Genomic DNA, 24,159 nt, shown 5'->3' on the forward strand with positions numbered 1-24,159 from the left:
CTCAGTACTCTTTGTTCCTTATCGCCCTTATCGTGGCGATTCCCCGCAAGCCTTCCTTGTTGCCCGTCGCCGCAACGGCCTCAAAAATGCGCAAGGCATCGGCGAGCCGGTTCAACTTCATGTAGGAATAGCCGCGCAGGATCATGAGATCGGTGCGTTCGGGAGCGATCCGCGCCCGCTGGTCGAGCGCGAGGATGGCCTCGTTCGGACGGCCGGCGTTGAAGGCCTCCGTTGCGCGAGACGAAAGCAGCGCGATGTCGAGTTCGATCTGGCGGGACTGCTGCTGGCGAGCCTTTGAGGCGGCCACCGCGGCCTTGTCGCTGAGACCGGCACGCAGATAGGCAAGGCTTTGGCCGTAGGCGGCGTCGCTCCGCTGTGCCTCCGACCGGCTCAGGAGGCCGCGTTCGAATGCTGCGGCTGCCTCGAGTGGGCGATTGATATCCATCAGGCACCAGCCGCGCGACAACGCGTTCTCGGGTGAAAGTGCCTGCGGGTCGATTGTTGTCGTGCAGCCGCGGACCGAACGCGCGCCGGCATTGTTGGTGGCCGCGCGCGGCGCCTGACGCGGACGCGCTTCCGGCGATCTCGGTCGGGGCGCCTGCTCGGTTTGGAGTGCAGGCTGCTCGTATGCGTCGGCTCGCTGGCGGGAAATGGTCTCGGCGACCTGGTCCGCCAGCGTCCGAGGCGCCGCCGGTGGGCTGGCAGGGGAAGTCGGCGCTGGCATATCCTGCAGCGCAAGCGGCGTGGTCAGGGTCGGCCGCAGTTGCGTTTGCTCCAGCGTGTCGCCGAACCGCTCGGGCGAGGGCGCTAGCCCGGGTTGCCGCGTCTTGCGCTGTTCACCGAGCCGCGCGATGCGCTCCGAGCGACCAGCCCAGCGCCGCTGGATCGCCGCTACGCCTGCCGCATCACCGAGCTGTTGCCGCGTCAGTACGAGCCCGTAGGAGGATGGTTCGTCGTCCGGCTTCCACTGCAGGGCCATCGAGAACCAGCCTGAAGCGGTCTCGAACTGATTGAGCAGATAAGCGTACCAACCGAGCTGCTGCGCGGCATTGGCATCCTTTGCTTCCACGACCTCCGGCACCATGCGCTGCAGGATCGCAGGCGCAATCTCCACCGGCGGGTCCTGCGCCAGAAGATTTGCCACGGCAGCCATGTAGACCGCCTTCGTGTCGTCCGAGCTGTCGCGCCATTCGTACATGACTGCTTCGGCTTCTGCCGGGCGCGAGCGCGCGATCATCGCAAGTGCGAGGCCTTGCGCGGATGACGGCGCGCTTTCGCGATCATATGAAAGCTTGAACCATTTTTCTGCCGCCTCGAAATTATTGCGGCGCAGATAATACCAACCGAGGATAAGCGGATCGGAAGGCCCCGTTGTAGCGGTCGCAAGTTTCTCCACCCGCTCGATATCGGGCTGGGGTACGACAATTTTCGGGTCAGACCCTGCGTCGGCGATGGCTTTGCGCGCAAGGTCGTCGCGTATCGAATCGAATTCGCTCTTCCCGTCGGGCAGGATTTTGGCCTTTGCCAACAACGTGTCGAGATCGGGCCGCGTCAGCAGCGGCAACGCCTTCTGCACCGTCGCAAGCCGTTCAGCCGGATCGGTACAGGTGTCGAGGATATATGCGTAGGCAGCTTTCGCCCGGGCCTCGCGATCGGTTTTGGCGAAAGCTTCGGCCGTCCGCCACAGCACGTCGATCTCGCTGCAGGTCATCAGACTGTTATGGGCCGCGCCGACGCGGATCACCGTATCGTACTGTTTCAGGTCGGAGGCATTGATCAGTTGCTCGCGCGCTTCGGCAAGGTCCAATCGGTCCATCAGATCGGCGGGCGGTGTCCAGCCTTGTTCTGTACTCTGCCTATCCTGCACGGCCTTGCGCAATTCGGCGAGTTTCCCGTCGGCATAGAGCTTCCACATGGCATCGAGCGATGCATCGGTCTGAACGGGCACGGCGAGGGGATCGGCGGGGGGCGTCCAATCGGGGTAGAGCGCCCGCAACCGCGCGATCTCCGCCGCCAACCGGCGCTGATCGCCCTGGCGGGCAAAATAACGCAGCGCGGTTTCATCGACTTTCGGCGTCGTCGCGGGAGCAGGTGGCTGCTCCGGTGCAGGCTGCGTGCGGCGGGCAGGCGTTCGGCCGGACTGCGCGACGACATATTCACCGGCTGAATCCGCTTGGGCGGAACTGCCTTTTGCGCCTCCCAACAGCGCCGACCGGATCGTCTCTCCAGCCGTCGCCGACTCCGGCAGATAGCTTTGCTGAAGCGCAAAGGCTGCGGCGCAAGCGACTATCAGGGGTGCGATGATAAGGACCGGCTTCTTCATAAACATTCCGGATGCTGACTATTGGCGAACGAAAGCGATAATAAATGCAGCGTTGACGGGTAGTATAGAGACGGTTCGAACGAGCGAACGGCCTCGGGCAATTTTACCTTGTCCAGCACGCAAGCGACGAGTGCCGGAATGATCGCATATCCCGCATCGGAGAGCGTTTCCTTCACATTTCCGCTATCGCTGTCGGTAATGACCACCTGGCCGCTTTCCGAGGTCATGCCCTTGCGCAATCTCGTAAGCAATTCCCGGTCGTAGATGCGGGCACGAATAAGGTAGAGTGGAATGCGCAAGGCATTGTACCCAAATTCCGCGGGAAATCCCTTGGCAGGCTTTAACTGTGTCTTGGCTGACATCCAGTCCGTCGGTAGCGACCGCGGGCCGGCACTGGCTTTGTTGAGTAGCCCAACGCCGGTCATGCTCAATTGCATCCAGTCTGTCGTCTTGTCGATCGAGGCAAATTTCGGAAAGGCCTCGAAGACCCAATAGGATAGGTTAATGATCGGACCGTCGGTGCGGTCGGATTCAGAAAATCCCTTGGCACCCGGCAGCAGAAGCAGGCGGTCCTGCCATTTGACAACGTTCGATTTGCCGATCCCGCCGATAATCGTTTTTGCGGCGTTGATGAAATCGTTGCGCTCCCACTCGCCTCCCGCCAGCAACAGCGCATAGGCGATCAGAATATCGCCATCGGAGGCATTGTTGCTGTCGGTAATGTGCGGTTTTGCCGAGGGATCCCATTTCCACATGGCAAGACCGTCGTCGCGCAACAACAGCTCGGTTTTTGTAAATGACCAGATCAGATCGAAATCCGCCTTGCTGTTGGCAAGATATGCGAGCAGCAATCCATAACCCTGGCCTTCACTATGGCTGATATTGCCGTTCGCATCATCAATTACCCGTCCACCTGCATCGATGAAGCGCGATTTATAGGCGGCCCAATCCGCAGGTTTCACGGTTCCCGACAAGTTTTGCGCCATCGCAACTCCGCTGCCGGCCCAGGCGAGCAAAAGACATAGAAGGCAGGCATAGGCTTTCATATGCGCCTCCCGAGATTTGCCAGCATCCGCGAGGTCGCGATGCCAAGCAAGCAGGCAAGGACAACAAGGATCAATGAAAACCACAATATATTGCCGGAAAGCCAATTGGCGATGACCAGTCTCATGTTCGAAAATGACAGCGGCTGTGACTGAACAAAGGTGTAGTTACCCACTGGTACCATCTGCATTTCGTCGGTGCCGGCTTTGTAGATGGAAATATGGCCCTGGAGTTCGGGCCAGTGATCCTGCCGCGTCAGGGCGCGGACGCCCTCGATGAGATTGTCGTCAGTCGCCGACGTTGCCACCGTCCACACCCCGTCGCAATTCGGATTCGGCCGCTGGGCAACAAGCAGCGTAGCGGCAGGTTCCGGCGTATAGGGCGCATCGCTCTCATCGGAGGTCATGAGGCTCGCCAGGGAAATGTTGAACGTACGGTTCAGCCAGTCGTCAAAAGAGGAAATCTGGCCGCGCCAACCTCTTCCGGAAAGCCGCTCGCGCCACTCGTTGAAGTCGCTCTGGGTATTTTCCTCGGGTGCCGGTTCGACATTGCCTTTGACGGCGCTCCAGATCGTCCGAGTGTTCTCGGAAATCCCGGTCTGCGTCAGAACGCTCGATTCGATTTGCGGGATGGCGCCGATAAACAGGGCATTTGAATTCATGGCGGAATTCGCGGTTGCCCTCGGATCGACCTCCATCGGCCGCCCGGCAGCCACGGCCATGCGGGCAAGCAGCGTTGCGGCCGCCGACAGGCTTTTTTCCCCGGCATTGTTCATCACGACAGGCAACGGTTTGTCCGAACGATTATAGGGGAAGCTCGTGCCGCTCAAGCCAGCAAGGTTGGGGAGGGTACCGATCCTGGCAAAACTTGGAATGACAAATTCAGACGAATCGAAAAGCGCGAACCGCGTCGTCGAGGATGCGTTGGATCCAGGCGCGCAGATGGAATCCGTCTTGGTGGTAAGCGCGGCCTCGATGGTGATCAGGTTCACACCGGGCCTGAAGTGCCTCATGGTGAAGCTGATTGGAAAATGCCGCAGGATTTCGCCGCCTGAAGTGGTTATCGGTAGCGTCGCGGCAATATTGTCGTTTACGTAAATATTGATCTGACTGCCCGGCAAAACGTCTTCCGAGTAGGCCGCGTCAAGGAGGATCGTCGCCTTTCCGTACTCGTTCGCGTAGAAATCCGAAGGAACGCCAATTGCAAATTCCGTACGCAGCCGGCGTCCGGTGAAATTCTTCGTATCCACTCCAAGTTCGCTGAGCTTTACCCGCGATGAAGAAATGAAAAGCGGCACGTCGGGTGACCGCCATGTCTGGGTAGAAATGAACGTCCGCGGCACGCTGAGATCGCGCTTCAGCGGGTCGACAAAGCCGGCAACCGCATTGGTGACAGATTGCCAATCGGCGCCGCGAAAGCGGAGGATCGAACTGCCGGTTGCAGGGTCGTCCACAAATGCCACGCCGGGTGCCGTTCGACTGTCTCCTGCCCACGGCGCGAGGGATTGCAATTCCTCGTCGGTACCAAGAAGGACCGTCAGCGCGCCGGGCGACTGCTCTGCCGGCAGGGTGGACGAGACCGTCACCGTCTGGTTCGGCATATTGGCAAGGATCGCCAAACCCTGGGCTGTATGAAGCATGGGAGCCGTCGCTTGGGTGCGGTCAATGGCGGGAACGACAATGTTGAACGCCGTTCGTCCGGTCCCGTCGACACCGATTGCACGTATGTCGTCCAGCTTCTTAAGCCTGCGCGGATTGTCTCCGGTGAAAGAAAGATAAGTCTTTGACGGATCGACTTCAGTCCATAATTCGTAGGTCGATTGCACCGTGCAGTCGGTGCGGTGACGAAGGCTGGTGTTTATCCGGAATGTATTGAGCCCCTCTTTCAGGACGCCGGCCGGTATCTTCGCCGTCAAAGTCTTCCGGCCCTCCGGCGACTGTACCGGCTCGCTGATGATGCGGGCGTTGTTGATCGAAACGGTCATGGTGGACCACTCCGGCGCCACGACGAGGCTGCTCTGATAGGCCAGCGTCAGAGTGGCAGGAGCTGCTGCCTGATCCGCAGTAATGAAAACGGCCCACGTCTTGTCACCATTCTCACCGCTGAACGAAAGACTGTCCTGAGGCACGATATAGCGCCGCCATTGTCCGTCGGCCCTGATCGGCGCCGGCGCCGATTTGGGAGCGGGGGCGGGTGCGGCCGGTGCCTGCTGGCCGGGCAGTGGCGAGAACGGCGCGGCCGGCTTCTCGGCCGGTGCGGGTTCGGCGGGTCGCTCGGGCGACATGTCGAAAGGCGCAACCTGCGCATAAGAACTCAGGGTGGATAGGCCGAGAAACAGGCAGGCGTTAAGCAGCCGCTTCATAGTGTACCCTCCCATTCCTTTTTGCCTCTTCCAGTCAAGTGGCGGAAAAGATAGGAAAATCCACGATATGTCTGGAATATGGCGACCCCGAAAAACCAGATCGTACCCTTGAACAGGCCGGGATTACCACGCCGATCCAGCTGGAACTTGGTCCACTGAGCCGAATTGGCAAAGATCAGATCGGCGATCAATGAATGATCGGAGGGCTGGTCAGGCATGAACATGCAGCCGACCGACGTTTCACCAGCTTGCTTTCTGACATTGCGGACCTGCAATGGAAGATCGCCGAGGTCTCCCGTTGCGAATGTCTTGAAGCGGACGTCGGTCAGCATGCCGACGGAAACCGCCTCGGCCACGTCGCCCAGCACCTGGACGCGCAGACCATTGACCGACACATCGTCGATCGTCCCCTGCAGCCAGCGCTCGCCCAAGCGAAATTCGCAGCGGCGGCTCACCTTTACGCGTCGCGAAGGCCGCTTGTCACCGCGCTCGGATACTACCCCAAGCGCACAGCCCGCGAAAACCAGATTCAGAAGATTCCACGCACCAACGACAAGCGTCACGTCCGCTTTATATGGCTCGGTGTAAATTCGATAGATCGTTACTCCCACGCCGACAAGCAGCACCAGGAATATGACAAAGAATGGCGTGCTCAATTCCGAAAGGCGGCTTCGGTCGATACGCTCGTCCTTCGCGGTGACCTTGAATGTCGGCTTGCGCGGGTTCAGGGCAACCGACACGACTGCGGGCAGGAGATGCACGGTCTGCACATATTCATAAAGCTCGGAAATCCAGGGCCAGCGGAATGCGCCGTAAAGATAGTTCTGCATCATCAGGTTCACGACCATGTAGATGAGCGTATAGGCGAGAAATTCGCCGCCTGATGCCGTGAAGATCTCAAGCCCGAAGAACAGATAGAACAGCGGCGCGACCAGGAAGATTGCCCGCGGGAATGGAAACAGCCAGAACAATGTCGAAGAGAGGTAGCAAAGGCGTTGCGGGATCGTGAGCCCGCCATTGAATAAAGGAAAGCGGAACCGCAGGATTTGCATCATACCCTGCGCCCAGCGGCTGCGCTGGCCGATGAAACTTGCGAATGTGGCGGGTTGCAATCCTGCAATGAGTGGCTTGTCGAGATAGACGCTGTTCCAGCCCTTCGAATGGAGCGCGATGGCAGTCTCGCAGTCTTCCGTAATGCTGATGCCGCTGAACCCGCCCGTGACGTTCAGTGCCTCGCGGCGGAGCACGGCGGCCGAGCCGCAAAAGAAAGCCGCGTTCCATTTATCGAGGCCGCGCTGGATGATGCCGTAGAACATTTCGTTTTCGGATGGCATTTCCTCGAACGTACGCAGATTGCGCTCGAGCGGATCGGGGTTGAGGAAGAAGTGCGGCGTCTGCACGAGAAACAGTTTCTCGTCCTCATCGAAATAGCCGACCGTTTCGAGTAGGAAATCGCGTGTTGGCGCGTGATCCGCGTCGAACACGGCGATCAATTCGCCGGTGGAATGTTCAAGGCCGTTATTGAGGTTGCCAGCCTTGGCATGGACGTTCTTTTCACGCGTCAGGTAGTGAACGCCTAAAGCCTCGCAGAGCTCCGAGAGATCCTTGAAACGCTTTTCAGCAATGTGGGATTCGACAATCTTGTCGGCATTGCGCTTTTGCAGCGTACCGCCGTCATCGAGTATCCAGACGGTGAGCTTGTCAGCCGGATAGTCCATGGCCTTGGCTGCGGCCATGGTGTTTGCAAGCAGTTCGATGTCCTCGTTATAGGTCGGGATAAACACGTCAACGCTTGGCAATTCACCTTTGGTTGCCGGCCGTGTCGTACGATGCGGCAGTGGCATTGAGACGACAAAAAGGCTGAGCGCCAACATCATCACGCTGTAAATCTCGGCGAGATAGAGCAGGAACCCGGGAACGAAGTTTTCGAGCTGGTTGACCGGAGGCAGCGTACTCGTCGTACGCCAGTAGACATAGCGCATGACGATGGCCGTACCGAAAGCGAGGGCGATCAGCCGCCAGATGCCGCCGGCATTCAGCGTCTTCAACACCATCATGAGGAACAGTACCGAGGCGCCGGCGATCAACTGCGTCTGCAGATTTACCGGGAGCGTGACCAGTAGCAGAACACTGATCGACGTTACGAGCCACATCAGGATGATGAGGAACTTACGCATGGACGGCCGTGCTTTTCGATGGGCGGGCGGGCGAAGAATTCATCTCATGTCCTGGCGGTGGGTTAATGGGAGGGTCATTCCCCAATGGATGTCACTGCGTTTTGGCTCCGGGTTATTGGGCGGCGGGTGGCGGGGGTGGAACAACGGCCCGATTGATCTGGGTCGGTGCGGGCATGGGCGGGGCCGCACCTGATACAGGCGGCGGCGGTACGATGGGTCCGATCGGCGCAGGTCTTGCCGGGCGTGTCTCGACAGCCAGTGCGGCAGGCGGCTGTGCGCGCCGTTTTGGCGCCACTGCAACTGGTTGCGGCGCTGGCGGAGGCATCAATGCGGCGGATGGCGGCATGTCAGGCCCAGTCGGAAAGACATTGGCGCCCGGGCGGCCAAGATTTTCCGGCACGCCGGCCGGTTCGCCATAAGGGTTCCAGCTATAATTGTTGAAGGCTGCGTTGATGGTGAACCCATACATGAACGCCAGCAATTGTTCTTCGGTCAAGCGCGAGTCGCAAAGACGCAGCCGGATCTGGATCGAGCCGCGCCCGGTAAACCAGCGCGATTGTGTTTCAGGTGGCCGGATGCGCTGCCAGGCATAGACGCAGGTATCGCCGGAGCGTGAATGCCCGCTGGCGAAACCGAAGGCACCGTACCGGTTCTGCACGAAGTTGGGAGAACGATGCATTGGAACGCCCGGCAACGTACCGCGGAGCTCGCGATCGATGTTCGTTGTACCAAGCTGACGGTCGCGCAGCGTATCACCGCCGGAAAGGTTTGCCTTCACCGGTCCGAACAGCTGTACGCGCAGGACGTTCTGCCCAGGCGTGCGGGCGGACGTTGCCAACAGAATTTCCTGCTGAACGGCATTGTTGTAGGACCGTTCGACGACGCTGACGATGGAGGGACCGCCAGGCGGCGGTAGCGCATAGGCCTGCTGCGCGTCGACGGTTCGCGTCGATGCCAGGATCTGAGGCGGGCCCCCGGATGCGCAGCCGCCAACCAGAAGTAGCAAGATCAGACAGGAGGTCCTCTTCAACATTTGGGAAAACTAGGCGATTGAATTGATTCGTACAAAGGAAATGCTTTACGTCGTTGGGAAAGTTCAAACTTCTCACCTCGACAGTTGCCCGATGGTTACACCTTAAAATTGCAAAACGGCATGTCCCGCAGAACTGTCCGTCGCACCTTAGCGTTATTTCCAACTCGGATCTTCGCAATTTGTTGGTCCTGGCCCTTGTCTACTTCGCTAATCCATCCGTCTGGTAGCTAATACTCGCAATTGTGGAACCTTGGGACGGAACTTTCATATAAATATCTCCACGAGCAGATAGACAATGTCACCAGTGCCAGCTAAATCCAGCCACACAGTCCGCCTGATTCCAGATTGGGCATAGCGCTTGCGAAAGCCTTGCGGCTGTCTCTCAGATTTTGGCCGCTTGATCGCGGCCCTCGTCGGCGCCGAAACTGTGGCCGGGCTGAAAGGCCACCCGGACTGTGGTAATGGGTCCAAGATCATTCCAGGTGGTGCGATGCAGGATCAACAATGCCTGGCCTTGCCTCGTCTGCAATAATCGCGCATCGCGCCGGTCGGCATTCTCGGCTGAAAACGAGAACTCAGCCCGCAGATAGGGTGCGTTACGCACTAACCATTCATTGGCATTCAAATCCCGGAAGCCGGCGTGTTCAAGTCCTGGAACGACGTGCGGATTAATCCAGCGGTCTTCGAGCTGGTAGGGTTTGCCGTCGGCGTAATGCACCGCCCTGAGATGGACCAGACGTACCCCTTCCGGAAGACCCAGGCGTACCGCGATGTGGCCGGGAATCGGACTGAGCCGCTGCGCAACGACACGGTGGCTGTAGATCAGGCCCGCGTCCTCGACCTGCTCACGCACGATGGGAATGGAGAAGGTGGCCTTGCGCACCGGATTGACCACCACCCGCGTGCCCGCGCGACGCCGGCGATCCAGAAGGCCTTCATCGGCGAGCACTTGCAACGCCTTGTTGACCGTCGCCCGTGCGGCGCTGAACTCGACCGCCAGATCCGCCTCGTCCGGTATGCGTTCGCCTTCACGCCACTTGAGTTCGACAATGCGACGACGTACCTCGTCAGCGATATTTTGGGCCTTGCGCATTATTTGTCGCCTATGGCTGCTCCCGCCGATGAATCTCCAGCGGAATGCGGGCAAGTTTAGACATATCCATAAAATAAGTATAGACATATTCGCGGGCTTATGTGTAGACATATTCCGTGACAGCGCGCTATGGAGGAGTGCAGATGTACCGTTCCCGTTATACGGCAGCTAGCAATTGTGCGGCGCGTCCCATATCGGAGCCGTGGGCATGAACCGGCCGCTGGCGGGGATCAAGGTACTGGATCTGTCGCGTGTGTTGGCGGGTCCTTACTGCACGGCGCTTCTGGCGGATCTTGGAGCCGAGGTCATCAAGCTTGAACCGCCGGCGGGCGACGATTATCGCCACGTCGGCCCGTTCAGCCATGGTGAAAGCGCACTTTTCACTCTTAACAATCGTGGCAAGCGCAGCATCGTTCTGGACCTCAAGGTTCCGGAAGACCAGGCGCTGGCGCAGATGCTCGCCGAGCAAGTAGACGTAGTGGTCGAGAATTTTCGTCCCGGCGTGGCCGAGCGCTTGGGCCTCGGCGCCGCGGCGCTGCGAGCGGCGAACCCCAGACTTATCTATTGCTCGATCTCAGGCTTTGGCCAGGAGGGACCATTCAAGGATTTGCCGGCCTATGACCTCATCGTGCAGGCCATGTCCGGCCTGATGGCAAGCACCGGCGAGGAGGGAGGCGGCCCGCTCAAGACCGGTGAAAGCATTGCCGATCTGCTGGCCGGATTGTTTGCCAGCTGGTCCATCATGGCCGCGCTGGTGCAACGCAATTCGACAGGTCAGGGCGCCACGCTTGACGTCGCCATGTATGACGCCCTGTTTTCAGTGTTGACGACCAGCCATGCGCTGCACCTCTATGCCGGCCTATTGCCGCAACGCGTCGGCAATCGCCATCCGCTCTCGACGCCCTTTGGCTGCTTTGCCACCAGCGATGGTCAGGTGGTGATAACCGTTCTGAACCCCAGGCAGTTTAGCGCGCTTGCTCAACTTGTCGGCGCCCCGCAGGCCGTCGAAGACCCGCGTTTTGCTACAGATGCCAGCCGCACCGAACATGAACCAGCCTTGAAGGCCTTGATCGAAAACTGGTCGCGCAAGTTGACCACCGAGGAAGCCATTGCCGCTCTCTCTGCGGTGGGTTTGCCGGCTGCCCCGATCTGGGACATTGCGCAGGCAATTTCGAATGAGCATTCGGCCGCGCGTGGATTGGTCAGCCTTTTGCAACATCCGGTGCTAGGGGAGGCGCCGACAGTCGGTCAGCCCGTCCGCTTCGACGGCGAAAAGCCGGTTGCAGCAGTCTCGGCGCCCCGGCTCGGCGGCGATCGCGAAACAATTCTGCGGGAGTTCGGGTTGGAGAAGCGCGCATGACGGATGAATGGTACATGCTGTCCGACGAGGAGCGGCTGTTCTGCGACGTGCTTGGGCGGCTGTGTGCGGAACGCATTGCGACGAAAGCGGCGGCAACCGACGAAGCCTCTACCTTCGTCCATGAACAACTCGCGGTTCTGGCCGAAGCCGGAATGCTGGGCGCAAATCTGCCGGAAGCCTATGGCGGGAGTTCGATCTCGGCAACTGCGCTGCTGCGGGCAGTGGCGATCGTCGCCGGAGCCTGCGGTTCCACTGCTTCGGCGCTGACCGCGCACTATCTGGCGACCGACTCCATCCTCATTGGCGGAACGGAAGCGCAAAAACAGAAATGGCTGCCCAAGGCGGCAACGGGCGAGGCTTTGGGATCATTCGCGCTGACCGAACCCACTGCCGGATCCGATCCTGCTGACATGAAGACTCGGGCGCGCCGCACGAGCGCGGGTTGGCATGTCAAAGGCACGAAATGCTTCATCTCCAATGGCGGCGTTGCAGATTTCATTCTTCTCTATGCCGTGACCGATCCGGAAAAGGGACATCGCGGCATTTCGACCTTTATCCTCCCCAAGGGGACGCCGGGGCTTGAAGCTGGTGCGGCTGAAAGGACAATGGGTCTCAAGGGCGGTCACGTCTTTACACTGAACATCGACTGCGAGCTGCCGCCCGATGCGCTGCTGGGGGAGGAAGGCAAGGGTTTCCGCACGGCCATGCAAGTGCTTGACAATGGCCGTATCGAGGTTGCCGCGCAATGCCTCGGCATGGCCGAGACTGCAATGCAAGCTGCGATCGCCTACGCAAAGGAGCGTGTCATCGGCGGGCAGCCACTGAGTGACCGGCAGGGCATACGCTGGATGATCGCCGATATGGGTTTGGCCTATCGCTCGGCATTGCTCGTTGCGCAGGACGCAGCGCGACAACGGGACCTGGCGCATGCAGGTGGCGGGCGGTTTTCACTCGCGGCCTCCATGGCCAAGTTGCACGCATCAGAAGCTGCGGGCCGTATTGCAGATATCGCGCTGCAGCTGCATGGAGGCTATGGATATACGCGTGATTTCCCCATCGAACGGATCAATCGCGATCTTCGGATCATGAGGATCTACGAAGGCTCGAGCGAAATCCAGCGCATTATCATTTCCGGCCATATGCTGAACTGACCGAAGGCGATCCGTGCATCAGTCAAAGCGCAATGCATCCAATGTTTTCCCAGCGATTGCCGTGGGAACAACCGGCAAGAACCAGCGGAGGTCAATGCCTCCGCTCGTCGCGCCGAACGGCCGGTTCCGGTCCGGTGGTGACGGGCAAGACGGCGGTCCTGGTGCTTTACCGAATCCGCTTGAGTACTTTTCGTTGCACTCTGGCATGGTAAGGTTGCGCAGCGAAGCGGAAGATACCGGGCGCCGGTGGACTCCTGCGCTGTGGAATAATCTGGCGAAAAGCGTGATCCGTTGCGCTTTCGCCAACCCGAACATAACAGCCGGTCAAGGAGCGACATACGGCCTCGATCGGCGAGGCATTTCTCTGATCTAAAAATACGGCGACACAATAAGTGCCCGCCGTGTCAATCCCGTGGGAACAACTAGGAGAACTGAAATGAGAATTCACATGACCTTCAAAGGGGCGCTTGTCGGCTTGGCCACACTCTGTCTTGCCAGCGCCGCCGGGGCGGACCAGCTTGCGGACGTCAAGGCCGCGGGCAAGATCGTAACCGCCACCGACATGCACTATGCACCCTTCGACATGCTCAACAACGGCACGTATGAGGGCATGACCAAGGACCTGTTCGACCAGGTTGCCAAGGAAATCGGCGTCGAGCCGGTCTACCAGGACATTCCGTGGACGGCGGAGCTGCCAGGTCTTGAAGTCAAGAAGTTCGACATCGTGATTGCCCCCGTTACCATTACCCCGGAGCGTCTCGAGCGCTACGGCTTCACCTTGCCTATCGCCGATGCCACCGTTTCGCTGCTGAAGGCTGCGAGCAACACCGAACTCACCAAGCCGGAAGATATCAAGGGCAAGACCGTTGGCGTGCAGCAGGGCACTGCACAATTCAAGCAGCTTGAAGCTTATAGCCAGAAGCTTGGCGGTGTAACGATCAAGGAATACGGCACCACTGACGAAGCCTATGCCGACCTCGCTGCCGGTCGTCTCGATGCGGTTGCGGGCTCGCTTCCGAACCTTACCTATCTCGTGAAGAGCCGTCCTGAAAGTTTTGCTCTCTTCACCCCTGCCCAGTTCGGTGAGCCGAAGTATTTCGCATGGGTGCTGCGCAAGGATGCCGACAGCGAAAGCTTCAACAAGGCCATCAACGATGCGGTGCTCAAGATGACCGATGACGGCCGCGTCAAGGCGATCCAGGAGAAGTGGCTCGGCACCTACACCGAACTGCCGCGTGAGGTTCCGACCAAGTAATTTGCGGCGGGCGGAGTGACCTCCGCCCGCACATCTTGGGTCAAGTGAGGGCGGATGTTTTCCTTAGCGGTTTTCCTTCAAAGCTTCGAGCCGTTGTTGTGGGCAGCGCGATACACGCTGCTGATCTCTATACTCGGTATCGGACTGGGTCTTGTGATCGGCACGCTGGTGTGCGCAGCTCGCCTGTCGCCTTACCCGCTGCTGCGTCGCTTTGCAGCCATCTGGGTCAGTTTCCTGCGCGGCGTGCCGCTCCTGGTGCAATTGCTGGTGTTCTATTATGCGCTTCCGGTCATTGGCCTCGACGTTCCTGCAATGGTCGCTGCTGTGGTGACCGTCGGCATCTGCGCCAGCGCCTATATCTCCGAAATCTGGCGCGGTGCGATAGCAGCGCTGCCGAGGGGACAGGCAGAGGCGGCCGTCGCCATCGGCATGACGCCATTCGACGTATGGATCCGGGTCATTCTCCCGCAAGCCGTGACGCTTTCGCTGCCGGCATTGATCAACGAACTTATTCTTCTGGTGAAGGCGTCCTCGCTGGTCTCAGTTGTCGGTATTCTCGAAATTACCCGCGCCAGCCAGGCGCAGGCTGCTACCACCTTCCGGCCGCTTGAGGTCTACATCGCCGCCGCCTGCATTTATCTCGTGATCAACCTGTGCCTCGCGGCGCTCGGACGTTACCTCGAACACAGGACGGCCGTCTGATGGATTGGAGCATGTTGCAGCAATATGGCCCGTCGCTGCTCAAGGGGTTTGCCAATACGATCGTCTGTTGGGCGCTTGGCACCGTCTTCGGCATGGCGCTCGGCCTCGTCATTGCGCTCATTCAACGCTATGCACCGCGCTGGGTAACGTGGATCATCCAGGTCTATATCGAAGTTATCCGCGGCACACCGTTCCTCGTGCAATTGTTCGTGCTTTATTACGGTGGCCCACTCATCGGCCTGCGCCTCGATGCACTGCCAGCCGGCCTGCTCGGGCTGACAATCTACGGCAGCCCCTATTTCGCCGAAATATTCCGTTCGGGATTCCGGGCCGTGCCCGACGGGCAGATCGAAGCCGCCCGTGCCATCGGCATGGCCGAAGGCCATATTGTGCGGCGTATCCTGCTGCCCCTCGGCTTGGTCTCCGCCTTGCCGGCGCTGGTGAACTTTTCGATCATCCTGACCAAGGAAACCGTGATTCTGTCGATCATCACCGTTCCCGAATTGCTGTACCAGGTGCAGCGCATGTCCGCGGAAACCTTCCGGTATGTCGAGGCAAACCTGGTGCTGGCGCTGTTCTTCTGGGGCTTGGTAGAGACGATTTCGCGCGTCGGCCACAGACTGGAAGCGCGTATCACGAAACATCTGATTGAAAGGACGTAAGATGCTTGCAGCGTCATCCGTCGAAATGCGTAAGGTCAACAAATTCTACGGCAAGTTTCAGGCGCTGAAGGATGTCGACCTGTCGATTCTGCCCGGCAAGGTCACCTGTCTCATCGGACCATCCGGTTCGGGCAAGTCGACCCTGCTCCGCTGCATCAATTTCCTTGAAGAATACGATTCCGGCGAAGTCCGCATTGATGGCCAGTTGATTGGCTATGAGGCGCCCAACAAGAAGATGTCGGGCCGCAAGCTCCGCGAGATGCGACGCTCGATCGGCATGGTTTTCCAGCAGTTCAATCTCTGGCCGCATATGACCGCCAAGGAGAACGTCGCCGAGGGGCTGATCCGCGTGCGCCGCATGTCCAAAGCCGACGCCGATCGGCGCGCCGTGGAGGCGCTTGCCAAGGTGGGGCTGGCGGACAAGATGGCGAACCATCCTTCGCGCCTCTCCGGCGGCCAGCAACAACGCGTTGCCATTGCCCGCGCCATCGCCATGGAACCGAGGCTCATGCTCTTCGACGAGCCGACGTCCGCACTCGACCCGGAGCTTGTAGGCGAGGTGCTGAGCGTCATGAGGACACTGGCCGGGGAGGGGATGACGATGGTGGTGGTCACCCACGAAATGGGTTTCGCCGCGCACGTCGCCGATCAGGTCGGATTCATGGAAAAGGGCGAACTCGTGGGCGTCGATAGCCCCGACCGCATCCTGCATCATCCCCAGGATGCACGTATCCAGTCTTTCCTGCGTACTTATCACGAGCGCAATAGCTTCTGATCGTCAAGGACCATGAGCGCTGCCGGATCCCCTTTCGGGTACGGATCGGCGTCCAAAAAGAAAATTGCCCGCGCGGTGTCGGAAATGGTCCGCAGCACTCGTCCTTGCAGCGAAAGCTTCGAGACTTGCTTCAGGAGGACCAGTATGACAACGGCAACAGGCAATGCGGGATGGACGACGGCGGCGATTCTGGTGGGGCGACTTATCTTCGCGCTCGTCTTCATCATGGCCGTGAGCTTCAAGTTGATGGATATCGGCGGTACGGCGACGTATATCGCCGGGGCCGGATTTCCGTTTCCCACCCTGCTGGCGTGGCTCGCTGCGCTGCTTGAGCTTGCTCTCGTCGCATGCTTCCTGACCAGCGCCTATTTCTCCGAAGCAGCACTTGTAGCTGCCGCCTACGTTCTGTTTCTGGCATTTGCGTTTCACGGCCCGTCGCACTGGGCCGGAAACCAGGCCGAGTTCGGGTTTTTCATCGACCATTTTACTTTTGCCGCCGGTCTGCTCTTTGCGGCAGCGCACGGACCCGGAGGAGTATTGGCGATCAAGAAGGAATGGCTGCTGCGGCGATAGTGCCGAATTAAGCTACCCAAAGCGGATAGCCGCGTATCAGCGACGCACGGCGCTCTCGAAAATGCGGATGGGCGCGCTCAGCGCAGCGCCTGTCACGGTGCCGATGGTCTGGCCGGCCTCAATTGCAGTGGCGCCGAAATTTCCGGACGCATTCGGATCGGCATCGGAAAGCGATTGTCCTCGCAACAGTCGTTCGCCGAAGAGGCGGACAACCTCGGGGCTCGTTGCAAACTGGGTGTGGTTGAGACTGTCGCCGTCGCGCAGTTGAGTAAGGTCATAGACCGTAATCCCGGTCGCCTTTTCAAGCTGGGCCTTGTAGGCCACGTCGGTAAGATCCACGCCCCCTACGCGCGTGACCTGGCCGGATATTAACCTGGAAAGGCGCAGCGCCCTGTCGTTTGCCGAAACGAATATCGAGATATGCGGCCGTTCCTGGCCGATATCCGTGAGCTGCTTGCGGAAAACGTCGATATCGAGATCCGGCGAGGCAAGGATGACGTCGGTGATTTTGGGTGATATACGCTTGTTCTGCATCGATATATCGCGCAGTGCTTCCATCACCGGCCAGCTGCCCATCGAATGACCGACAATCGTGATTTCCGAGACGTCGGGGCTTTTTACCGCCTGCTGAATGACATAGACAAGTTCGGACCGGGAAAAATTGGTGCTTTCCCGATCGTAATTGTAATCGAGCAGAGCCCCGCGCGAGGGCCAGGAAAACAGGACCGGGGTGACTTCCGCGCGCGAGTCGTGAACAATCTGCGCGAAGCGAAACACCGAGTCCTCGAACCGGGTGTTGAAGCCGTGAACGAAGATCAATACGCGCCTGTCGCTTACCGCATGCGATCGGTACCAGGTACGAATATCTCCGATCTCGACCGGGTTCACAGCAGTGGTTACAAAACTCCGCTCAGGATCGCCAGGAAGCCGGCGCGGCCACTGTATTGTACCGGGTTGACGGTTCGGCGGAATTGAAACCACGACATTGGCCAGGCTCAAATCGCTGCCGCGCTCGCCGCTGAAGAAGACACCATTCTGCGTCGTTGGCGCGCGGGTCGTGGCCACCAGGATATCAACCTTTGCAGTGTCCGGCGACGGCGCAGCCACGGGCGCGAGAACACCGCGGGCCGGCGAGGCGCATGCCGCAAGGCCGCACGCGACGAGCATCAGCAGGATTGCACGGAGTATCAATACGCTTCGACTGAGCACTGGGTGGGTATCCAATTCGCCATCAAAACCATGACACAGTGAGCGCACGAGAGTTCAAGCATAGTTTATTTGGAAGAAGGCTAGGATCAAGCCCACGGCGATGCCGATGAGGGGCGCAATTATTCCTCCCAGTTTTGCCCTCCTCAGCGCGCGTGCCTGACGCTCGCTTACCCTGCGGTTGGTCCGGTAGCGTTCTCTGAACCCTTCAAGGTAGTGGCGGGAAAAGGCTGGCCGGTCGTCCCCGGCATCGGCGGCACGCAACCAGAATTCGGCATCGCGACCCGGCAGGTCGATATCGCCGACTTCGAGGGCCCGGAAACACTGCCATGAGGACCAGACAAGAACCAATGTCAGGGATGCAAGCTCCCAGCCGACCGTCGGTGAGAATTCGCCTGCCGCAAGTGACGTAACCGCCCCGGTCGCGGTGGCAAGGGCGATGACGGAAAACAGCCGCAGAAGTCCCAAGGCCTGATTGTTGCTCGAATGAATGAGGGCGACGATGGCATTTTGCCGAAACCGCGTATCCTCAATCGCCAGTTTCCAGTCGTCGCTATCGAACATCGTAGTCAATACTCCAGCCAGCAGGCGAGACTAGTACAGGAGCCAGCCAAGACCCGCCGCAACGATGACGCCGATCAGAAACAATACGGTGAAGGTGAAGGGGCCGACATTCACGCCGAGTTTTCTCAATCGTTCATCCACATCTTCATGACGCATCGAAAACCTCATCAATTGTTGCAGATCAACCGTGGAGCTTGCGCAGGAGAAGACCGAGGCGTTCTTCGGGAGCAGCACTGGTGATTTCGCTTGCCGACCTGCGCGGTATCCCGCTCTTGCGTCCGGCGCGCACCTCCGTGGGTGTGTAACCGAATTCCCGCTTGAATGCCCGGCTGAATTCCGCGCCGTCGCTGAAGCAACGCTGCTCGGCAATTTCGACGATGCGGCGTTTGTCATTCGGATCCGCCAGTGCCGCATGCGCATCGAGAAGCCGTTGGTGCTGAACGTAATGCATCACGCCGCCGAAAGGTTCGAACATCCGGTAAAGCCCGGTCCGGGAGATTGCGAGATCGCGCCGCAGTGCTTCGGCATTGAACGACGGATCAAACAATCTGGCGTTTACGATACTGCGCGCCTTTTCGAGTAGAACGCGCGTGATAGGCGCCTGCGCCTCCTCGATTGTGCCGGGCGAAGGCATGACGCAAGCTCTGATCATCGCGCGCGTCGCGCCCACCAGTTCTGGAATATTCTCCGCCTCGACCCCCGGCAGCCGCTTGGCCAGCCCCATGAAGTAGTCGGCGAGCAGCCTGCCCATCGCTGTATCGACGGAGGAAAACTCAGCCGCGCTGAGCGCGTGGGCGACGTCCGGGTCGAAGTCACGCGGGACGAATAGCATCAGCATATCGCTGTCCGTTACATTGCCTTCGAACCAACGTCCGAGCGAATGGATCTGCACAATGCCCGCGCCGCCTGCAAAACTGCCCGCCGGACCGAGGGTGCTTATCGCTCCGTCGAGCGGAAGTGTCATTGTCCAGTGATCGAGCGCTTCCCGCCGCGTATGACCGGGAACGCTCGCAAATTCGAGTGCGTTGGTTCTGATCCTGGAAAAGGCGAGATTGCCGAGATCCCAGACGGTTTGCCTGCCGTCAAAGCCGTTCGACGTGTCCCTGCGGTCGCCGAACTCCAGCATGGAGGAGAAACTCTTGCGCCAGGAGTCATATTGATCGTCAAGCGGCACGACCCGGGTGTCGAACTTGAACGCGGGTATCGTCGACGGGTAGGAAGAGCGCTTCGAAGGCAATGGAGGGCAGTCGATAGGAGATATCGCAGCCGCTTGGGCAAAGTTGTGATCAAGCGACGCTTCAGACGTTGTGGTGTGGTCATGGGCGTTCATGCCGTCACCATGCGCCGCAACAATCGAGTGAAAACCTTTGCCCATGCATCACTGTCCGTACCGGGCAAACTGGTTCGATCCGTTCTTGCTGAAGAAAATGCTGGCATTGCTACCCCAAAAATTCCCCGAAGTGACAAATCACGCAGTTACGAATGCTCGTCTTGAATAGTATGGCACAACCTCTATCGTCTGTTCAGTACGTAACTGTTACCAAACGGGTTGCACGACTGACGATCTCGTCCTGACAAGTGTCGGTTGTTAGGCCAAAGCTTTGCCGGAGTTGTCAAAGAACTGTGCCGACCACAATACGGCCATCCATGCCCGCATCCTTTCATGCGATCTATGCTGGGCTTGGGGCAGGTTGGCGCGAAGGTTGATCGGTTGTCGGTTCCTTGACGCGGAAGGAGGCCACGTAGAGGGCCGGCAGGAAGACCAGTGTAAGAACGGTCGCCACCAGCAAGCCGCCCATGATCGCAATTGCCATCGGTCCCCAGAAGATGGTCCAGGCTATCGGAATCATGCCAAGCACGGTGGATATCGCGGTGAGCATGATCGGGCGGAAGCGCGACACGGTGGCGTCGATGACGGCATTCCACACATCCGTTCCCTTGGCCCGCTCCGTCTCGATCTGTTCGATGAGGATGACGGCATTCTTGGCGATAAGCCCGAGCAGCGACAGGATACCAAGAATGGCGACAAAGCCTAAGGGCCGGTTGAAGATGAAGAGCGAACCGACGACACCAATCAATCCCATCGGAACAACGCTCATCACCAGGAACAGGCGGCTAAAGCTCTTCAGTTGCACCATGAGTATGGTGATCATCAGGAACAGCATGATCGGCACAACAGCAATCACGGACGCCTGCGACTTGGCGCTTTCCTCCACGGTGCCGCCTGCGACGATGCGATATGGAACTGGCAAGGTGGCGTTGAGTTTGTCGATTTCCGGTTCCATGGCCTGGACGATCGCCTCTGGCGAACCGCCCGCCGTCACATCCGCCTGCACGGTGAGTGTCGGCACGCGGTCGCGCCGCCAGATCACCGGGAACTCCTGGTCGACTTCAAAGGTCGCGAACTGGCTGAGCGGTACCGTACGGCCATTGGGAAGCGGGAACTGCAACGTGCGCAGATTGTCGAGCGATACGCGCTGCTCGTCGGTCGAGCGCACGACGACGTCGACCAGGTAGATATCGTCGCGTACCTGCGTGACCGCCATTCCGGACACGACGGTATTGAGCGCCGTCGCCAGCGCCTGCGAACTCAGGCCCAGGAGGCGCGCCTGATCCTGATCGATATGGACGCGGATGGAGCGGGCGGGTTCGATCCAGTCGAAATTGATGCGGTTGAGCTGCGAATTGGCGCCCATGACCTGTGCCAGGCGCTGAGCGATCTCGCGGACCTCGTTGGCATCAGGGCCGCTCACGCGATATTGCACCGGCCAACCAACTGGCGGACCGAGTTCCAGCAGCGAGACACGTGAAATGGCGCTTGGCACCTTTTCAGCCAATTCCTGTTCAAGTCGCGCGCGGAGCCGCTCACGGCCCGGAACGTCCTTCGCAACGACAACCGCTTGCGAGAAAAATTCATTGGGCAATTCGACGTTGAGCGGCAGGTAAAAGCGGATGGCGCCGCGCCCGACATTGGTGCTCCAATGTGCCACGTCCGGATCGTCCCTGAGGAGCGCGTCAAGTTGGTCCGATGCCTTCTGGCTCGCCTCGATGGACGCGTTCTGGGGAAGCCTTATATCGACAAGCAGTTCGGGACGATCGGACGAAGGAAAGAACTGCCGTGGCACCAGCGGAAGCGCCAAAAGGGCGAGCACGAAACATGCAAGCGTGATGCCGATCGTCAGCCAGCGCATACGCAGCGCGCCGACAAGCAGGCTGCGGAAGAAGCGAAGAATGATGGAGGGCTTTCCGGTCTCGATCTTGTCAGGCTTCTTCAGCAGGGCAACGCCGAGGAGCGGAGAGAAGATCACGGCGCCAAGCCAGGATACGACCAGTGCGATACTCACGACGGCAAAGATCGAGAACGTATATTCGCCTGCTGAACTCCGCGCAAAGCCGATCGGTACGAAGCCGGTTGCGGTGACCAGGGTACCGGCCAGCATGGCGGCAGCGAGCGTCCGGAACGTGAAGCTCGCGGCCTCTTCCTTTTCATCGCCGAGTGCGAGCCGCGTCGTCATGGAATCGACCGTCGTCATGGCATCGTCGACGAGCAGGCTGAGCGCGATGATCAGGGCGCCCAAGGAGACGCGCTGCAGATCGATCCCGAGGATCTGCATCACCGCAAAGACCATCGCCAGCGATAGCGGTATCGCGAGGGCGACGACGGTTCCGGCGCGAATGCCCAAGCTGATGAAACTGACGGCCATTATGATGACGATCGCCTGCCAGAGCGATTCGGTGAACTCCCCGATTGCGTCATCGACCACCTGCGGTTGATTGGCGACGAGCGTCGTTTCGATGCCGATCGGCATGTTCGCGGTGATCTCTTTCATCGCCGCGGTAATGTTGTGGCCGAGCGCGAGAATATCGCCTCCTTCGCGCATCGATATCGCAAGACCCATGGCAGGCTTGCCGTTCACCCGGAACATCGGCTGCGGCGGGTCTGCATAGGCGCGGTGAATTTCAGCGATGTCGCGCAGCCGGATCAGCCTGCCATTTGCGACGAAATTCAAGTTGCGAAGGTCCTCTTCGGAATCAAAAGCGCCACTGACGCGCAGGCTCAAGCGCTCGTCGGCGGTTCGCAGGGTACCCGAAGGGCTGACCACATTTTGCGCCTGCAAGGCGGCGATCACGGCGGTCCTGTCGATGCCGAGGCCCGCCATTTGTTCGGTGGAAAACTCGATGAAGATGCGTTCAGGCTGTGCCCCGAGCACGTCGATCTTGGATACGTCCGGCACATGCAGCAGGCGCGAGCGCGCCTCATCGACATAGTCGGCGAGTTCGCGCTGGGTAAAGCCGTCTGCCGTGAAACCGTAGATGATGCCGAACGTATCGCCGAAATCATCGTCGAATCCGGGGCCGACGATACCCGCCGGCAAGGTCGGGCGAATGTCGCCGATGCTCTTTCGTACCTGATACCAGACATCGGGAACTTCGGCCGCCGTCGTTGCGTCCTTGAGATTGACGAAGATGGTCGTCACGCCCGCATTGGTAAAGCTGCGCAGGAAATCGACTTCGGGTATCTCCTGCAGCTTGCGCTCGAGCCGTTCGGTCACCTGTTTCAGTGTGTCGTCGAGGGTTGCCCCGGGCCAGCCGGCCCTGACGACCATGGTCTTAATGGTAAAGGCTGGGTCCTCGTTGCGGCCAAGATTGATGAAGGCGAATACGCCGGCAACGACGACGGCAATCATCGCATAGATCACGAGCGAGCGGCTCTTCAGCGCCCAAGCGGAAAGATTGAAGCCGTTCATTGGGTGGATCCGAGCAGACGCACTTCCTGGCCGTCATGCAAAGCCTGGACGCCGGCCGTCACGACGACTTCACCGGGGGTGAGGCCCTGCGAAATGATGACAGTGGCGGGATCGAAGCGAACTACTTCGACATTGCGCGTCGACACGGTCTTCTTGTCCTGATCGACAATCCAGACCGCAGGCTGGCTGTTGAACTTGGTCAGGGCCGTCGCCGGTATCGCGATCTCAGGCGATGAATCAACCGTCACACGGCCCGTCACGGTCGATCCAAGGCGCATGGCAGCGGGCGTGTCGCTGAGGCCGACGCGCACCCTGAAGGTCCGCGTCGTCGGATCGGCCTGCGGCGCCACTTCGCGCACCCGTCCGGTGGCCTTTACCGTCGGATCGTCGGTCAGCGCAACCTCGACAATCGCTGTGTCGTGCGCCTGTCGCAGCAGCTGAGCCGGAACGTCGAATATCGCATCGCGTCCATCTTGGCGCGCAACCTGCAGCACCATTTGCCCCGCCTGGACGACCTCGCCGGGCTCGGCGCCGACAGCGGTCACGGTGCCCGCCGCATCTGCGTAGAGCTCGGTGAAGCCCACGCGATCCTCGGCATTTTCCAGCTGCGCCTGCGAACTGTCGACCTGCGATTGCGCCGCGCGCATCGCCTGCTGTGCCGCATCATATTGCGCGCGGGTGGTGAAGCCCTGTCTCAGCAGCGTTTCCTGCCGTGCGAATGCATTGCTCGTCTTGACGAGTTGCCCTTCGGCGGCGACGAGGGTCGCCTGTGCGGTGCGCAGCGCGCTGATTTCATTTTGCGGGTCCATGCGGGCGAGAATCTTCCCGGGCTCGACCGGATCACCGACATTGGCAAGGCGTTCGATCATGCGGCCGCCAAGGCGAAACGCGAAGGAGACCTGGTTCTCGGCCTCGACATGTCCGGTAAGGCTGACGCTGTCGCCAAGCTTGCGCTGCTCAACCGTGACCGTTCGCACGGGGCGAATGACCGGAGGCTCATCCTTGGCTTCATCCCGGCATCCTGCAAGCATTGGACCTGCCATCAGAAGGCCCATGAACGCGCCCAGCGCGCGCACCCTTCGCATCGATTTATTCACTGAAACCAGCATTTCTCATGGACTCCAGGAAACT

At 59.7% G+C, this 24,159-nt stretch carries 19 protein-coding genes; 7 read left to right on the forward strand and 12 right to left on the reverse strand.

Going from position 1 to position 24,159, the window contains the following annotated elements; all coding sequences use genetic code 11:
* Position 1: 1 nt before the first annotated feature.
* The 6 genes from BR48_RS25010 to BR48_RS0119055 all read right to left on the reverse strand — a co-directional run bounded on the left by BR48_RS25010 (position 2) and on the right by BR48_RS0119055 (position 10,032).
* Positions 2–2,323: a hypothetical protein gene (locus tag BR48_RS25010; protein WP_051615211.1), complete on the reverse strand. Its 2,322-nt coding sequence runs from the start codon at positions 2,321–2,323 to the stop codon at positions 2–4.
* Positions 2,320–3,369, reverse strand: coding sequence for a glycosyl hydrolase family 8 (locus BR48_RS0119035; protein ID WP_027232765.1), 1,050 nt, complete (start codon positions 3,367–3,369; stop codon positions 2,320–2,322). The genes BR48_RS25010 and BR48_RS0119035 overlap by 4 nt, the downstream gene beginning before the upstream one ends.
* Positions 3,366–5,729 (reverse strand): cellulose biosynthesis cyclic di-GMP-binding regulatory protein BcsB, encoded by a 2,364-nt coding sequence (locus BR48_RS0119040; RefSeq protein WP_027232766.1) that lies wholly within the window; start codon positions 5,727–5,729, stop codon positions 3,366–3,368. Before BR48_RS0119040 ends, BR48_RS0119035 begins: the two co-directional genes overlap by 4 nt.
* Positions 5,726–7,906, reverse strand: a complete 2,181-nt coding sequence (bcsA, locus tag BR48_RS0119045) for a UDP-forming cellulose synthase catalytic subunit (protein WP_027232767.1) — start codon at positions 7,904–7,906, stop codon at positions 5,726–5,728. Before bcsA ends, BR48_RS0119040 begins: the two co-directional genes overlap by 4 nt.
* A 112-nt stretch (positions 7,907–8,018) precedes the next feature.
* Positions 8,019–8,912 (reverse strand): cellulose biosynthesis protein BcsN, encoded by an 894-nt coding sequence (gene bcsN / locus BR48_RS25015; protein WP_051615213.1) that lies wholly within the window; start codon positions 8,910–8,912, stop codon positions 8,019–8,021.
* Between the two features lie 409 nt (positions 8,913–9,321).
* Positions 9,322–10,032 (reverse strand): GntR family transcriptional regulator, encoded by a 711-nt coding sequence (locus tag BR48_RS0119055; protein WP_036814919.1) that lies wholly within the window; start codon positions 10,030–10,032, stop codon positions 9,322–9,324.
* A 208-nt stretch (positions 10,033–10,240) separates the two neighbouring features.
* On the opposite strand from BR48_RS0119055, the gene BR48_RS0119060 reads away from it, so the two are divergent.
* The 7 genes from BR48_RS0119060 to BR48_RS0119090 all read left to right on the forward strand — a co-directional run bounded on the left by BR48_RS0119060 (position 10,241) and on the right by BR48_RS0119090 (position 16,510).
* The gene (locus BR48_RS0119060; protein WP_027232769.1) at positions 10,241–11,392 is read left to right on the forward strand and encodes a CoA transferase; all 1,152 of its coding nucleotides are present in this window, start codon (positions 10,241–10,243) and stop codon (positions 11,390–11,392) included.
* Positions 11,389–12,543 (forward strand): acyl-CoA dehydrogenase family protein, encoded by a 1,155-nt coding sequence (locus tag BR48_RS0119065; RefSeq protein WP_027232770.1) that lies wholly within the window; start codon positions 11,389–11,391, stop codon positions 12,541–12,543. Before BR48_RS0119060 ends, BR48_RS0119065 begins: the two co-directional genes overlap by 4 nt.
* A gap of 436 nt (positions 12,544–12,979) precedes the next feature.
* A complete protein-coding gene (locus BR48_RS0119070) occupies positions 12,980–13,798 on the forward strand; it encodes a transporter substrate-binding domain-containing protein (protein WP_027232771.1) in 819 nt (272 codons plus the stop codon).
* A gap of 96 nt (positions 13,799–13,894) precedes the next feature.
* Complete coding sequence (locus BR48_RS0119075) at positions 13,895–14,500, forward strand: amino acid ABC transporter permease (protein ID WP_245273578.1); 606 nt, start codon at positions 13,895–13,897, stop codon at positions 14,498–14,500.
* A complete protein-coding gene (locus BR48_RS0119080) occupies positions 14,500–15,162 on the forward strand; it encodes an amino acid ABC transporter permease (RefSeq protein WP_027232773.1) in 663 nt (220 codons plus the stop codon). The genes BR48_RS0119075 and BR48_RS0119080 overlap by 1 nt, the downstream gene beginning before the upstream one ends.
* Position 15,163: 1 nt before the next feature.
* On the forward strand, positions 15,164–15,937 hold the full coding sequence (locus BR48_RS0119085) for an amino acid ABC transporter ATP-binding protein (protein WP_027232774.1): 774 nt from the start codon (positions 15,164–15,166) through the stop codon (positions 15,935–15,937).
* Positions 15,938–16,081: 144 nt separating this feature from the next.
* A complete protein-coding gene (locus tag BR48_RS0119090) occupies positions 16,082–16,510 on the forward strand; it encodes a DoxX family membrane protein (protein ID WP_027232775.1) in 429 nt (142 codons plus the stop codon).
* A 36-nt stretch (positions 16,511–16,546) separates the two neighbouring features.
* Here BR48_RS0119090 and BR48_RS0119095 read toward each other — a convergent pair whose 3' ends face one another.
* The 6 genes from BR48_RS0119095 to BR48_RS0119120 form a co-directional block, all read right to left on the reverse strand.
* Positions 16,547–17,701: an alpha/beta hydrolase gene (locus BR48_RS0119095; protein WP_027232776.1), complete on the reverse strand. Its 1,155-nt coding sequence runs from the start codon at positions 17,699–17,701 to the stop codon at positions 16,547–16,549.
* Positions 17,702–17,773: 72 nt separating this feature from the next.
* Positions 17,774–18,280, reverse strand: coding sequence for a hypothetical protein (locus BR48_RS0119100; protein WP_027232777.1), 507 nt, complete (start codon positions 18,278–18,280; stop codon positions 17,774–17,776).
* A 30-nt stretch (positions 18,281–18,310) separates the two neighbouring features.
* Entirely contained in the window at positions 18,311–18,436 is a 126-nt protein-coding gene (locus tag BR48_RS26795) for a hypothetical protein (protein ID WP_280139098.1), read from the reverse strand.
* Between the two features lie 25 nt (positions 18,437–18,461).
* A complete protein-coding gene (locus BR48_RS25020) occupies positions 18,462–19,655 on the reverse strand; it encodes a helix-turn-helix domain-containing protein (protein ID WP_245273580.1) in 1,194 nt (397 codons plus the stop codon).
* 295 nt (positions 19,656–19,950) lie between these two features.
* Positions 19,951–23,028: an efflux RND transporter permease subunit gene (locus BR48_RS0119115; RefSeq protein WP_027232778.1), complete on the reverse strand. Its 3,078-nt coding sequence runs from the start codon at positions 23,026–23,028 to the stop codon at positions 19,951–19,953.
* A complete protein-coding gene (locus BR48_RS0119120) occupies positions 23,025–24,137 on the reverse strand; it encodes an efflux RND transporter periplasmic adaptor subunit (RefSeq protein ID WP_244532959.1) in 1,113 nt (370 codons plus the stop codon). The genes BR48_RS0119115 and BR48_RS0119120 overlap by 4 nt, the downstream gene beginning before the upstream one ends.
* Between the last annotated feature and the right edge of the window lie 22 nt (positions 24,138–24,159).

Origin of the sequence: Phyllobacterium sp. UNC302MFCol5.2 (genome assembly GCF_000686005.1) — a bacterium.
Classification (GTDB): Bacteria; Pseudomonadota; Alphaproteobacteria; order Rhizobiales; family Rhizobiaceae; genus Phyllobacterium; species Phyllobacterium pellucidum.